Consider the following 15,029-nt stretch of genomic DNA (forward strand, 5'->3'; position numbering starts at 1 on the left):
TTGTCTACTATGCCCTTTTTTTACGTACAATTTGCAAAAATAACCCCCAAAGCAAAACACTTTGGGGGTTTTTATTTAGTTTAGATTAAATATCTAACTGTGCATATAACGCATTGCTTTCGATAAAGTCACGACGAGGTTCGACTTCATCGCCCATTAAGGTGCTAAACAATTTGTCTGCTGCAATCGCATCGGTGATATTTACTTGTAACATCTTACGTGCCACCGGATCCATTGTGGTTTCCCATAATTGTTCCGGATTCATTTCACCTAATCCTTTATAGCGTTGAATAGTTAAACCTTTACGTGATTCACGTACTAACCAATCTAATGCTTCAGCAAAGCTGCTCACTTCTTGACGGCGTTCGCCACGCATTACATAAGCACTTGGTGATAATAAGTCATTTAACTGGTTGCCTAACGCGGTAATTTTTGCGTATTCGTTACTGCTGATAAAGTTAAAATCAAGACGATAAGTCGTATCCATACCGTGAGTCGTTACCACAATTTCCGGCTCATACACTTGACGCTCGGTATTGAAGAACACTTCACTACGGTAGAAACTACCACCGGTTTCTTTTTCCATTAACTTCGCCACAAACTGCTTATTCCAAGCGGTCACTTTTGCCTGATCTTTTGCAAATTCAGCCGAAAGCGCCGGGCTATAAATCAATTCGTTTAATAACGCAACCGGATAACGGCGGCTTAAGCGATCAAATAATTTTTGCACGCCATTATATTGTGAAATGAGGCTTTCAAGTGCCACACCGCTTAATGCTGGCGCACCTTCGATCACAAATAAACCTGCGCCTTCCAACGCAATATCAATCTCATATTGCGACATTTCATCATTATCTTGAATATAACGCTCTTGTTTGCCTTTCTTCACTTTATAAAGTGGCGGCTGAGCGATATAAATATAACCGTTCTCAATTAATTCCGGCATTTGACGGTAGAAGAAGGTTAATAGCAATGTGCGAATATGCGCACCATCCACGTCCGCATCGGTCATGATAATGATTTTGTGATAACGTAATTTCTCAATATTGTAATCATCACGACCAATACCTGTACCTAACGCCGTAATCAAGGTTGCGACTTCTTGTGAAGAAAGCATTTTGTCGAAACGTGCTTTTTCAACGTTTAAGATTTTACCTTTTAACGGCAGAATCGCTTGGTTTTTACGATCACGACCTTGTTTTGCCGAGCCACCCGCAGAGTCACCCTCCACTAAGTAAAGTTCTGATAACGCTGGGTCTTTTTCTTGGCAGTCCGCTAATTTACCCAGTAAACCGCCTAAATCCAACGCGCCTTTACGACGTGTCATTTCACGCGCTTTACGCGCTGCTTCACGCGCACGCGCCGCATCAATGATTTTGGTTACGATATTTTTCGCATCGTCCGGATTTTCCGCTAAGTACTCCGCTAACGCTTCGTTCATTGAACTTTCAACCGCGCCACGCACTTCCGATGAAACTAATTTATCTTTCGTTTGTGATGAGAATTTCGGATCCGGTACTTTTACCGAAATTACCGCCACTAAGCCTTCACGAGCATCGTCACCTGACGCATCAATGTTCGCATCCGCTTTCTTCACCACACCGCTGTTATCCATATAGTTTTTTAACGCACGGGTTAATGCACCACGGAAACCGGCTAAGTGCGTACCGCCATCACGTTGCGGAATATTGTTAGTAAAGCAGTAAACATTTTCGTTATAGCTGTCGTTCCACTGTAATGACACTTCAACACCGATGCCATCTTTCTCGGTTGAAAGATAGAACGGCGTGTTATGAATATGGGTTTTACCTTCGTTTAAATACTCAACGTACGCTTTAATACCGCCTTCATATTTGAAGTGTTCTTCTTTGCCATCACGCTCATCCACTAAACGGATCGACACGCCTGAGTTTAAGAAAGAAAGCTCACGTAAACGTTTTGACAGAATTTTATATTCGAATTCGGTTTTATTTTTGAAGATATCTAAGCTTGGCCAAAAACGCACCATCGTACCGGTTTTGTCGGTATCGCCAATGATTGTTAATGGCGCATCCGGCTCACCTAAGCTATAAAATTGCTCGTAAACATGACCTTCACGGCGAATGGTTAGCTGTAATTTTGATGAAAGCGCATTTACCACCGATACGCCCACACCGTGTAAACCACCCGATACTTTATATGAGTTATCGTCAAATTTACCGCCGGCATGCAATACCGTCATAATCACTTCCGCTGCAGATACACCTTCTTCCGGGTGAATACCAACCGGAATACCACGGCCGTCATCTTGTACAGAAACCGAATTATCTGAATGAATGGTTACAATAATATCTTTACAGTGTCCTGCTAACGCTTCATCGATCGCATTATCTACAACCTCAAACACCATATGGTGTAAACCTGTACCATCATCGGTATCACCGATATACATACCCGGACGTTTACGTACCGCATCTAAGCCACGTAAGACTTTAATGCTCGAAGAATCATAACTATTTGTTTGATTTTGTTCAGACATTCGTTATTCCTATACTTTATCAAATGGAAAAAGGCTCTATTTCTCATCAAAAAATTTAAAGCCAAAAAATTGTGGAGATTATAGCAGAAAAATGCGGAAAAGTATTGAAAACAAGCGGTTAAAAAACGGGAAAATTTTGTAAACCTAGCGAAAGAAAAGATTCGCTTGATGAATATAAAAGCGGCTAAATTTTCTGGTAAAAAGATCCGAAAATTTAACCGCTTGTATAAGCTACTACATTAGGCATAAATCCCGACTAAAATCGCTAAAAATACGCCTAAACCAAAATAGTGATTATTCAAAAATGCTTTAAAGCATTGTTCTCTGACTCGCTGCTTGGTCAGCCAACATTGATAACTAAACAAACAAGCACTCAAGCCAAGTACGACAAAATAGCCCCAGTGATATTCACTTATCCAGCCAAAAACAACTAACAGCACTAACGCAATAAATTGCAATAAGGCAATGATTTTATTGTCATATTGCGCAAATAAAATTGCCGTGGACTTTACTCCGATACGCAGATCATCATCACGATCAACCATTGCATATTGCGTATCGTAAGCGACTGTCCAGAAAATATTGGCAAAAAATAACAGCCAACATTCCAATGGCAACGATTCACTTACCGCGCCATACGCCATCGGAATTGCCCAACCGAACGCCATTCCCAGCACCACTTGCGGCAAATGAGTAAAGCGTTTCATAAACGGATAAATAATCGCTAACGCTACCGCAACAAACGACAATAAAAAAGTATATCGGTTAAGCAATAAATCCAAAACGAATGCGATACACAGTAATAACCCAAACAGTATTTTTGCTTCCATGGTCGTCACCCGTCCGGTAGCAAGCGGGCGCTGAGAAGTACGTTTTACTTCACCGTCAATATGACGATCGGCATAATCATTAATCACACAGCCTGCCGCTCGCATAACGATTACGCCTAATACAAAAATCACTAGCACAGACAAGGGTGGAACACCGCCGGCTGCAGCAAATAGCGCCCATAATGTCGGGTGAAGTAAAAGTAAAGTACCGATTGGCTTATCAAAACGCATTAATTGCGCATATGCCAGCCATTTATTCCGAGAAAAATGTTGTTGAAAAAAAATTGTCATTAATTACCGCAGATTTGTACTGCCACTTTGGTTGAGACTAATCGTTGTTGTAATTCTAGCGGTAACGGCAAATCTGTAAACAAATAATTTATTTCAGCAATATCGCCTAGGCGAACAATTGCACTGCGGCTGAATTTTGAATGATCGGTTACCAAAATTACTTGGCGCGAACTCTGCATTAATGCTCGCTTCACTTGTACTTCATGATAATCATAATCGAGCATTGAACCATCACTATCAATCGCACTAATGCCCAAAATGCCGAAATCTAAACGGAATTGGCTAATAAAATTCACGGTTGCTTCACCAATTAAACCGCCATCAGTCCGTAAATTACCGCCGGCTACCGTAATGTGAAAATCTTCCTTCTGCATTAAAATATGTGCCGCATTCAAATTATTGGTCACAATACGTAAATTTTGGTGAGATAACAATGCATAGGCTACCGCCTCAGAAGTAGTGCCGATATCTAAAAACAACGAAGTACCATTCGGGATCATTGCCGCTACGTGACGTGCAATTTCATTTTTTTGTTCTGAGAAAAACTGCTTACGTTCGCTATAATTGCTATTTTCACTATTAGACGGCATACCTGCACCACCGTGATGGCGGCGAATCAAATTCTTTTCGGATAATTCATTTAAGTCACGGCGAATCGTCTGGGAACTGACATTTAACTGAGCAACTAATTCTTCTGTACTGACATACCCTAACTGATTAACCAGTTCAATAATTTTATTGTGGCGAATAGATTGTTTCATTTGCTTATTCCTCCGCAAAGTTTTAAAAAAAATGACCGCTCACAAGCGGTCATTTTCAACTCAGATTTTACAATTTCTCAACAAGTTCTACCGCATAACCGATGTAGCTTGCCGGTGTCATTTCTTTTAAGCGGGCTTTTTCTTCTGCCGGAATCTCAAGTTTCTCAATAAACTCACGCATTGCGACTCCATCTACACGCTTACCACGAGTTAATTCCTTGAGTTTCTCGTATGGTTTTTCGATACCATAACGGCGCATTACGGTTTGAATCGGCTCTGCTAATACTTCCCAGTTTTGATTTAACTCATCACGTAAATGCTGCTCGTTAACTTCTAACTTACTTACGCCTTTTAAGGTTGCCGCATAAGCAATTAAACAGTAACCTAAACCGACACCTAAGTTACGCAATACAGTTGAGTCGGTTAAGTCACGCTGCCAACGAGAAATCGGTAATTTTTGACCTAAATGATTCATCACCGCATTCGCTAAGCCAAGGTTACCTTCCGAGTTTTCAAAGTCAATCGGGTTAACTTTGTGCGGCATAGTTGATGAACCGATTTCACCGGCAATCGTGCGTTGTTTGAAGTGATTTAACGCAATATAGCCCCACATATCACGGTCAAAATCAATCACGATCGTATTAAAACGTGCCACACAATCAAAGAATTCCGCAATGTAATCATGCGGTTCAATTTGCGTGGTGTACGGGTTCCAAGTTACGCCTAGCGATTCTACAAACTCTTGGCTGAACGTATGCCAATCCACATCAGGATAAGCCGATAAATGCGCATTATAGTTACCTACCGCACCATTGATTTTCGCAAGAATTTCTAAATTTTCGAGTTGTTTGTATTGGCGTTTGAGACGATATGCCACGTTTGCCATCTCTTTACCAATGGTTGTCGGGCTTGCCGGCTGACCGTGCGTACGAGAAAGTAACGGAATATGTTGATAACGTTTTGCAAGTTCTACTACCGCATCAATCACTTTTTTCCATTCCGGCAATAATACTTCTTCACGTGCCGTTTTTAGCATTAATGCATGTGAAGTATTGTTAATATCTTCCGAGGTACAAGCAAAATGAATAAATTCATTTACTGCTTGTAATTCAGGTAACGCTTCACATTTTTCTTTTAAGAAATATTCCACCGATTTTACGTCGTGGTTAGTGGTACGTTCAATCATTTTGATACGGTTTGCATCTTCAATTGAGAAATTTGCGACGATCTGATTTAAGTAATCGTTTGCTTTTTCAGAAAAAGCTGGAACTTCTTTGATTTGTGCCTGAGAAGCCAATTTTTGTAACCAACGAACCTCTACCGTCACACGGAATTTTAGTAAACCGAATTCACTAAAAATCGGACGTAATGCGGCAGCTTTGTCTTGGTAACGACCATCGATTGGGGATAATGCTGTTAAAGCGGTAAGTTCCATTGTTTTCTCCAAATAAATGTTCGGAACAGGTTCTCCATTACGGAGGACTTATTTAAATACTTTTGTAAAACTGTTGTGCTTGATTAAGAATCTTTCTACGGAAAAATAAAAATTGCCAGCGAGTTCCGCCTACTTGTTGCCATAAGATACCGGCACGAATACCGGCTAATAAACTTGCTCTGATTTTTTGCTGAATATCAGGGCGCACTAGGTAGTGTTGTAAACCTAATACGTGGATTTTTGAACCGAGCGGACTAATCACATCGCTGTAAATCGCCGCTAAATTCGCAATCATTTGATCCGCCATAATATCATTTTCATAGAGCGGTAATTGACGTTCAATTTGCTGTAAACGCTCTGCCAATTTTGCTTTGGCTTCAGGATTTTTATTTAGCTTTTGACTTAAGGCGAGGACGTTAATCCAATAACGACCAATTTCGGTATCCAATTTACCGTTTGGACTACCCATTTGCGCTTGAACTGTTTCCAAACCGGTTTTTAAGTGGCTAAGTTGATCGCCAAATACCGCTAATGTGGATTCTGGCTGAGTGACGAGTAGGCTTTTAATTGAATGGCTAAAAACATCGCGATCCGCACTGCCTCGGTGGGCAAATTGTTGAACTAAGCTAACCGCTTGGCAAACACCGGCGAAAGCGAGCGTAATATCGTGATAATTTGTAGACATAATAGACAATTATTTAAACCAACCAAAATTGGTTCTCAATATAACATTTTTTACATCTGTTTTGAATGGCAAAGCACAATTTATCTTGCTGAAAACAAAAAAGGAAATCTCGCTAAGATTTCCTTTTGCTAAAAATACTAGGTAATTTTCACAAATTCCGCCTTAAAATAGCCGATCGGTTGAGCCATTACTTCACGCCAATCAAGCTGAAAATAATGCCAATATATCGAACGGTAATACAGTTGCGGTACATCATGCCATGGTTTTATTTCACCGGTAAAATGGTAAACCAATGGCTCGCCATAAGCAATTGCGGGGTTATACATATGCATACATTGGTAATTATATGCCATAGGGAGCGCTTGCCATTGCTTACCAACTACTGCATTTAAAACATCTTGATCACCAAAACGTAGTGCCGATTGATGCTCGAGAGTAAAAGCAATTAATTTAGCTTCCATTCCCTTCCAATGCTCTGCATTGATATACAGAACCCCTGCATTAAAATAATCACCTTGCATAAATGGGTGGCTTGCAAGGTTCATCACATAAGGATCTCGTATAGCTAGCAGCATATTTTGCGAAAATGCTTCCATTTCAAACGGCTCCCCTAAATAGCCGTTAACAATTGTATCCGAATCCAAATATAACCACTTATTTCCGTTTCCATAAGGAAAGAGGCGTTCTATGTAGTAACATAGATAGGTACTGTTTGAAATATAGTCATTGCCTTTAAACGCTTGTAACATCTCTGCCGAAACATTTGCCAGTGTGACTTTAATTCCTCTCGCTCCCACAATTTGATTTAATTGCTCTACCCAAGTATGCGAGACCTGATCCGCATGCAACACAAAAATATTCATATTCTGGTGATGGGCAACCAGTGATTTTATCGTCACCTCCGCATGTACTAAATAATTGCTATCCGTTGCAAGTACAATATTCATATTTCACCTTAAATGAAGCGCCCGTTATCAATATGATAGCGCGTATCAAATTTATCTAAGCCATGTAGGCGGTGTGTAATCATCAATAACGTTCGATTTTGGCAATGAGTGAAAATAAGCGCCAAAATTTGTTGTTCGGTTTCTCGATCCAGTCCTTCGGTCGGTTCGTCTAATAACACAATTTCTGCTTGGCTTACTAATAAACGTGCTAAGCCTAAACGGCGTTGTTCACCACCGGAAAGCGGACGCCCGCCCTCACCTAGCCATAAATCCAACCCCTGTTCATCTAATAAATAGCTTAATCCAACTTGATCCAACACATTAGCTAATTGAGGATCTGTTGCTTGATCATTACCAAGTAACAAGTTATCACGTAAGCTGCTGTTAAAAATATGGACTCGCTGACTGAGTATCACAATATGCTGGCGTAAGCTTGATTCTGTATAATCGGCAATATTGCAAGAATTTAGCCAAATTTGACCGCTTGTCGGGCCATAGTTGCGATTAATCAGTTGGAAAATCGTACTCTTACCACTACCGGTTTTACCTAAAATCGCCACTTTTTGTCCGGCAAAGATCTCAAATGAGATATTCTGCAACACCGGCTCAACACGATTTGGATAAGCGAAGGTCACCGAGTCGAATTTAACAAGCGGTCGATTTTGATCCGTTTTTTGCCAATCGTTTTTATTGCCGAAATTCACCAATGGTTGCTGCTCGGTAATTTCATTTAAGCGTTCCGCTGCGGTAATCACTTGCCCTAAATGTAAAAATGCCAAGCCAATCGGCATTAAAATCTCTGCCGATGCCATCACACAAAATACCACAAGCGCAATTAACGCTTCGGGATAATCGGCAGAAGGAACATTAATTGCGGTGGAAGCTAAGTAAATCACCACACAAACCAATATACCGTTCGCAAAAGTCAATAAAGCATTGGATAAACCGGTTAACTGGCTTTCTTTACTTTGTGCATTGAGCCACTCTTTTTCCGTTTGATTCAGTTTATTACTTGCTTGAGCGACTACACCGAATAATAAAAACTCGGCGTGCATTTGGATCCATTCAATAAATTGACTGCGATAGTTTGCTCTAGCTTGAATCACTTTTGCGCCGGATTTTCGCCCTAAACGGTAAAACAAGGCTGGGAAAATCATTAATAAAGCGGTTAATGCGCCACAAATAATGAGCGCAAGCAATGGTGAAACAAAAGATAAACCGATGCCCATAAATGCAATCAGCATAATAGCACTGATAAATGGGGAAATCAGATTTAAATATAGCGTATCCAAAGTATCAACATCCGCCACTAAGCGATTGAGTAACTCGCTGTTTCTAAAGCGATTTAAACCGCTCGGGCTCAGCGGAATCAATTTACGGAATACGGTAACACGTAAATTCGCCAATACACGGAACGTAGCATCATGGGTGACTAAACGTTCAAAATAACGAGAAATGGTACGCCCAATTGCTAAGCCTCTTACCCCTGATGACGGATAAAAGAAATTAAACACGATTGCCGAACCAGCTAAAAAAGATGCCGATAAAAACCAACCGGATAAACTTAATAAACCAATGCTAGCGGTTAAACTGGTAATTGCTAACACAATACCTAGTAGCAAATGCCCCCAATGGGTACGATAAAGAGAAAGAAAAGGAAAAATTGATTTCATGTATCACCCATTAGTGTTGTTGTAATTCTGCAAAATAACCTTCTTTTTCGACCGCTTCAAAGCAACCTTTTTGCACAATTTCACCTTGTTTCATCACCCAAATTTCATCACATTGTTTGAGATCTTCAATACTGTGCGTGATCATCAAGGTGGTTTGTGTTTTGCTCAAATGCTGTAATGCGTTCAATACTTGTTGCTCAGATTGCATATCTAAACTCGCAGTCGGCTCATCTAACAGAAGCAATTTATACTCTCGCAATAATGCACGCGCAATTGCAATACGTTGCGCTTGTCCGCCAGAAATCCCGGCATTTGCATCTTGTACTTGGCTGTCTAAACCTAAGCGGTACACAAATTCATCCGCTTTTGATAAAGCTAACGCTTGTTCGAGTTGTGCTTCCGTTGCATTCGGATTACCCAATAAAATATTTTCTTTCAGCGATCCTTTAATCAGCTGCGGATTCTGCCCTACCCATGCGAGTTTTTGGCGATATTGCACTAAATTGAGCTCACGCAATTCCACGCCATTTACCGTAACCGAACCTTGATAAGGTAAGAAACCTAATAACATATTCATCAACGAAGTCTTGCCTGCACCGCTTTGTCCGACTAAAGCGATATGTTGGCGAGCAGCAAGAGTAAAGTTTAACGGTTTGGTTAACGCTTTGCCTTGTGGCGAAAGAATGACACAATCTTTTGCAACGATTTCAAGCGGTCGATTTGGCAAATCTTTTTGCAAATCGGTTTGTACTTGCGTTACTTGTTGATTTAAAAAAGATTCTATGCCATCTGCCGCACCGATTGCTGCTGCTTTATCATGATAAAACACGCCTAACTCACGCAGCGGTTGATAAAATTCCGGCGCTAACATTAAACAAAAGAAACCGATAAACAGGCTTACACCCGTTCCGTAATAACCGAAATCTAATTCACCTAAATAGATAAAACCGAAATAAACCGCCATCACTGCAATAGAAATGGCGGTAAAAAATTCCAATACTGCCGAGGAAAGAAACGCCATTTTCAGTACGTCCATCGTACTTAAACGAAACTCTTCGGTACTTTGATAAATTTGTTCGGTTTGCTTTTCCGTTTGACCAAATAAACGAATCGTTTCTAGGCCTCTTAGCTTATCTAAAAACTGACCGCTGATACGAGAAAGCACACTAATATTGCGTTGGTTCGCTTCCACCGCTTTAATGCCGGCTAACGCCATAAAGACCGGTAACAACGGTAAGGTTGCAAATAAAATAGCCCCTGCCGCCCAGTTAATTGGGAACACAAAACAGAGAATAATCATCGGCACTAACAACGATAAAAATTGCTGCGGCAGATAACGCGCGTAGAAATTATGTAAATTCTCCACTTGTTCTAACATTAATGTCGCCCAACTTCCCGCAGGCTTTTGTTGCATACTCATCGGCCCGATTTCAGCGAGTTTCGCCATAATCTGTTTACGTAAATGTAAACGCAATGTCTGCCCTACCTTAAAGCCTGTGCGCTCACGCAACCAAATTAGCAATGCACGTCCGCTAAAACAGGCAAGTAATAAGCCAAGCTCAAATAAGAAGGTTTGTGGGCTTTGATGCTCAATAATCATTTTATGTAGCATCTTTGCCAATAATGCCATTTGTCCGATCATTAATACGGCGCTTAGACTACCGAGCAAGACATTCAAGTACATCCATTTTTTAATGATTTTTTGCTGCCCTCTAAGCCATTTTTGCAACTGTTTTTGTCGTTGTTTTTCCATGTTTGTTCAATTTCTGTTTAATTTAGATAACACTTTGAATTAAATTGAATTTTAGCACGTTATCCGCCACTATTGGGCAGAATTTATAGAAAAAATAAGCGGTCTATTTTGCAAAAAAATTCACAAAATAGACCACTTGCTTACAAGTTTTGATGAAAATTATTCAAACATTTCATCAAATTCAAAACGATACATCAAATCCACCGCTTGATTTACACTTGATACCCATTGTAAATAAAGTCTTGGCGCTAAATTATAGCGTAGGGTTAATTCGGTAAGTGCTGCAAAAATACCTACCCCATATTTCACTTTAAATTTAGGGGTTAAACTCGCACTCACTTCTACTTTCGTGTTATCGCCAATACCGGCAGTTGTCACATTTAAATCATTCAGACCAAAGGTGCTGCCTACTGCGCCAACCGTTTTACTACTTTTCGATAAACTCATACCGATTAATGCCGCTGCCATAGAGTTACTCGAGCCGGTATCGCCACTATTGTCGAGCGATCGTCCGGTTAGCACGTATGAAAGCGTTTCATTCTGCGACATAGACGGTTCGGAAAACACTTTGACTTCAGGGCTATCGGCTAAACCAATTACTTTTACCCCTGCGGTAATACTTGGGTCTTCCATCGCTTCAGGGTTACGAATCGCTTCAATGTTTAGCGTAGGCTGTGACGGCAATCCAGCAAAGCTGATCACCCCTTTACGAATCAGTAGATCCTGTCCAAACGAAGCATAGCGACCGTTTTTCAAGTTTACTTGCCCGTATAAGCCTAATCCCTGTTTACCCTGACGTACTGCAATTGTGCCATTGATATGGCTTTTCAAACCATAAGCATTAATACTCACATCATTACCGATGTTGATATTAATATTTGACTTAATCGCCATACCGCTTGCAGTCTTTTGTGGAATTTGGCGTTGAGCTAACGGCACTTTTTGTTTTACAGAACCGTCCATAATCACTTCATCACTGCTCACACTCACCGCACTTTCCGGCAATGATTCAACCGCAATTCGAGCCCAAGGAATATCAATATTACCGCCTAAAATGAGTTCTATCGGCGTTGCTGTAACTTCAATATTCGGACTAAATTCTACTTTTGCCATATTCGGCACATTCACTCGGAAGCGGTTCGCTTGTGCATGTACTCTGGTTTTCCACGCATCTAAACGGCGCCAATCGGCATCACCGTCCAAACGCAATTCGCTTTCCGTAGTTTCCACACGGCCGGTAAGCGTTGAGGTTGCGCCATGGAAATTCAGCGCTAACTGACCACCGGTAACATCAAACGGCATAGCTGTCGCTTTAGCACGCAATTCGGTAAGATTTAAAGTTCCGTGTAATAATGGGGCTGTTACTGCGCCACCTACTGTAAGGCGTGCATTGATATTACCGTCAACCGCCTCACCACCACTTAATAACGGTTTGATCAACTTAAGCGTCAATTGATCAATTTGAATATTACCAGATAACTTACGAGCATTCGCCACATCATTCATCACTAAATCCGTACTAAGGCGACCGTTATTTTCTACCTTAATATCAGTTTTCAGCTTTAAATTATTATCCGCTAAAGTCGCATTCACGCTAACCGGTGCTAACATTGATGGAAAACTGTTACCACCCTCTAATTTTTGCACCAATTTTAATGCTTTTGAATCAAGCTCAACATTCACTTGTGGTTGTTTGTTTTTAAACCAAGCAGCATCACCCTTTGCGTTTACAATACCTGATAATTGCGTATTTTTATCTAAAAACTGCTGAACTGCTGCTAAATCAAATTGCTTAATTTCAAATGGCACTTTGCCTTCTTGTCCAGCATTAAATGCCTGTGGGAAACACAAATTAACGTTAGGATTGTGCCAACAATGAGCAGAAACATTCGCATTAATTTGCTTGTTATCGTAACTGATATTCACTGCTTGGTTAGTTTTAAATGACCCGAACTCTTTGCTATCAATCGCAACTTGGCTTAATTGACCTCGCCAAACTTGTTGCAAGCGGTCAAATTTTCCAGAAAGTTGCAAATTAGCACCGATAGGATTGCCTTTCGCGGTCAGTTTTAAACTATGATTAGCCTCACTGCCACTTGCCACAAGGCTCGCATTTTCCACTTTAACATCACCATAAGCTAACTGTGCTAGGCTGATATCCACATTACCTTGAATTGTTTTTTCCGTGGTTACCTTACCTTTTGCGATTAAGTTTTGCAGATTGAGCTGATCATAACTTAGGCTTTTAGCGGTTAAATCCAGATCTAAGTTAGGTTCAGCGACTTTGCCGGTCAACTTCACATTTCCTTGAATATTTGCCGCCAATTTAGGTAATAAACCGGTTAAATTCGGTGCATTAATTTGCGCAGAGAAATCCGATTTATCACTAAAGATCCCCTTAAGCGCAATATTATTTTCGCCATAAATCAGCGTTGCGGAAGGCACATCTAATAAGGTGTGATTATTTGATTTAATCTCACCTTTAAGTTGTAAATTTTTTTGCAACAGCGAACCGTTTAGATCTAAATTCGCAACTTCAACATGCCAATCTGAACCGTTTTCACCTCGCCCCACATAGCCTTTCGATTGCAAACCACCGGAAAGCACTGCCGCCCATTCCGGTGCAAGTGATTTGGTATTAAGCGTATTCAGCTCAGTTTTCGCATCCCATGCAACACCGTTTTCCCAATTTACATTCCCGTTTAGATTTGCTTTCCCTTCTAAAGCATTGAGCGCAAGTTGCTCAATATTAAATTGGGTCAGTTCACCCTGTCCTTTTAAATGCGCACGACTCGCCGGAATGCCCATCCCTGCCGCACTCACTTGCGTATCTAACAGATAATTGAGTAAATCACCGCGAAGCGATAGATCAATTTGCTCTAATTTCAGCGGTTCTTGACCCTTTTCCGGTATAAATGGATAAGAAATCGCATCACTGGTTAAATGCAGATTCAATGGTGTTTTCGGCTCGGCAAGCTGAACTTCACCCTTTAAATTTGCTTTCACTGCACCGCTTGTTTGAATATCCAGCGAGGTTTTACCGAATAATTCACCTTTTAGCTCTGCTTTTAGTTGACTCGCCGGAATTTTTAGATCCGCCAATAAAGGTGATTTTGCATTTACTGACCACTGAAGCGGATAATTTTCTGCGAGTGTTAACAAGCCACTGCCATTGACATTGCCTCGATCACTTTTCAATGATAATTGCGATAATTCGACCGATTGTTGATCCGCCTTGGCTTGTAATAAAAGCGATTCCACCTTCACAATAGATTGAGGTGTAATAAATTTTCCATCTTTATCTTTAACTTTCTGCTCAATGCGAATATTTTTGGCTTCCAATTGTGGAATTGCCGCATCTAAAGGCAATTTAATCGGTGCTTGTTTAGTCAATAACGGCTGCGCTAACTTCTCTTTAATTTTCGTCCAGTTAATGGTAGAAGCGGTCTGTTTTGCTGATTTTTTTGCAATTTCTTGTGCTTTTTCGACAGCTTGTTCCGCACTTGCCGGTGCAAGTGAAAGAGTTAAGCCGTCCAATTCTGTCGGTGCTAAATTCACCGCTCTACCTTTACCTGAAATGCCTGAATGGAAATGCGTTAAGGCAATATCCATCTCATCGACTTTAACTTGGATATTGTCTAAAGCAATCTTTTTAGCCGATATGCCTAACGGTAAATTCAATTCGGTAAAAGGCTCGCTTTGCTTATCCGATTGAGAAGGGGGTAATTTGGCAGTATCCACCACAGCGGTTGTATCCTTTAATGCGAGATTTTCGATACAGGTTTCTCGATCCAATAAACAACTAAAGCCAATATGTAAATCCGCTTGTCCGACAGAAACATCCACGCCATCCATTACAAATTTAGTATCGGATAAAGTTAATCCGTCTTGCAGGCTGCCTGTCACACTGCCAATAGTTAATGGTTCGAGAAATTTATCTGCCAGTTCAAAAGCGGTTCGTTGCCCTTTTCCCGTCATTAAAAACACAATAGAAATTAAAATTAGGTATAACAAACCACAACCGACATAATGAAACCAATGCCATTTGCGCTTTTTAATGGTTGTTTGTGTTTGTTGTTCCGATTGAACACTTTCTATTTGTTGCTTATGCTGTTCACTCATGGCAATCCCATTTA

At 40.7% G+C, this 15,029-nt stretch carries 9 protein-coding genes; all 9 read right to left on the minus strand.

The annotated features are described in order from the left end of the window. Positions 1-85: 85 nt before the first annotated feature. Complete coding sequence (gyrB, locus tag HMPREF0027_RS05995) at positions 86-2,518, minus strand: DNA topoisomerase (ATP-hydrolyzing) subunit B (RefSeq protein WP_005623019.1); 2,433 nt, start codon at positions 2,516-2,518, stop codon at positions 86-88. 239 nt (positions 2,519-2,757) lie between these two features. Further along, positions 2,758-3,639: a 4-hydroxybenzoate octaprenyltransferase gene (gene ubiA / locus HMPREF0027_RS06000; protein ID WP_005623022.1), complete on the minus strand. Its 882-nt coding sequence runs from the start codon at positions 3,637-3,639 to the stop codon at positions 2,758-2,760. Beyond that, complete coding sequence (locus tag HMPREF0027_RS06005) at positions 3,639-4,400, minus strand: DeoR/GlpR family transcriptional regulator (RefSeq protein WP_005623026.1); 762 nt, start codon at positions 4,398-4,400, stop codon at positions 3,639-3,641. The genes ubiA and HMPREF0027_RS06005 overlap by 1 nt, the downstream gene beginning before the upstream one ends. Positions 4,401-4,467: 67 nt before the next feature. Next, the gene (purB, locus tag HMPREF0027_RS06010) at positions 4,468-5,835 is read right to left on the minus strand and encodes an adenylosuccinate lyase (RefSeq protein WP_005623029.1); all 1,368 of its coding nucleotides are present in this window, start codon (positions 5,833-5,835) and stop codon (positions 4,468-4,470) included. 52 nt (positions 5,836-5,887) lie between these two features. Next, positions 5,888-6,520, minus strand: a complete 633-nt coding sequence (gene hflD / locus HMPREF0027_RS06015) for a high frequency lysogenization protein HflD (RefSeq protein ID WP_005623032.1) — start codon at positions 6,518-6,520, stop codon at positions 5,888-5,890. Between the two features lie 137 nt (positions 6,521-6,657). Then, positions 6,658-7,467 (minus strand): glycosyltransferase family 8 protein, encoded by an 810-nt coding sequence (locus HMPREF0027_RS06020; protein WP_005623035.1) that lies wholly within the window; start codon positions 7,465-7,467, stop codon positions 6,658-6,660. An 8-nt stretch (positions 7,468-7,475) separates the two neighbouring features. Then, complete coding sequence (cydC, locus tag HMPREF0027_RS06025) at positions 7,476-9,140, minus strand: heme ABC transporter ATP-binding protein/permease CydC (RefSeq protein WP_005623039.1); 1,665 nt, start codon at positions 9,138-9,140, stop codon at positions 7,476-7,478. A gap of 10 nt (positions 9,141-9,150) precedes the next feature. Further along, a complete protein-coding gene (cydD, locus tag HMPREF0027_RS06030; RefSeq protein WP_005623042.1) occupies positions 9,151-10,893 on the minus strand; it encodes a heme ABC transporter permease/ATP-binding protein CydD in 1,743 nt (580 codons plus the stop codon). Positions 10,894-11,052: 159 nt separating this feature from the next. Next, on the minus strand, positions 11,053-15,015 hold the full coding sequence (tamB, locus tag HMPREF0027_RS06035) for an autotransporter assembly complex protein TamB (protein ID WP_005623045.1): 3,963 nt from the start codon (positions 15,013-15,015) through the stop codon (positions 11,053-11,055). Positions 15,016-15,029: the final 14 nt, after the last annotated feature.

The sequence above is a fragment of the Actinobacillus ureae ATCC 25976 genome (genome assembly GCF_000188255.1).
Taxonomy (GTDB): domain Bacteria; phylum Pseudomonadota; class Gammaproteobacteria; order Enterobacterales; family Pasteurellaceae; genus Actinobacillus; species Actinobacillus ureae.

What these genes read in the sequence shown, in the direction of transcription:
- gyrB (WP_005623019.1), bottom strand. Translation starts at nt 2,518, where the DNA reads ATGTCTGAACAAAATCAAACAAATAGTTATGATTCTTCGAGCATTAAA.
- purB (WP_005623029.1), bottom strand. Translation starts at nt 5,835, where the DNA reads ATGGAACTTACCGCTTTAACAGCATTATCCCCAATCGATGGTCGTTAC.
- cydC (WP_005623039.1), bottom strand. Translation starts at nt 9,140, where the DNA reads ATGAAATCAATTTTTCCTTTTCTTTCTCTTTATCGTACCCATTGGGGG.
- ubiA (WP_005623022.1), bottom strand. Translation starts at nt 3,639, where the DNA reads ATGACAATTTTTTTTCAACAACATTTTTCTCGGAATAAATGGCTGGCA.
- HMPREF0027_RS06005 (WP_005623026.1), bottom strand. Translation starts at nt 4,400, where the DNA reads ATGAAACAATCTATTCGCCACAATAAAATTATTGAACTGGTTAATCAG.
- hflD (WP_005623032.1), bottom strand. Translation starts at nt 6,520, where the DNA reads ATGTCTACAAATTATCACGATATTACGCTCGCTTTCGCCGGTGTTTGC.
- tamB (WP_005623045.1), bottom strand. Translation starts at nt 15,015, where the DNA reads ATGAGTGAACAGCATAAGCAACAAATAGAAAGTGTTCAATCGGAACAA.
- HMPREF0027_RS06020 (WP_005623035.1), bottom strand. Translation starts at nt 7,467, where the DNA reads ATGAATATTGTACTTGCAACGGATAGCAATTATTTAGTACATGCGGAG.
- cydD (WP_005623042.1), bottom strand. Translation starts at nt 10,893, where the DNA reads ATGGAAAAACAACGACAAAAACAGTTGCAAAAATGGCTTAGAGGGCAG.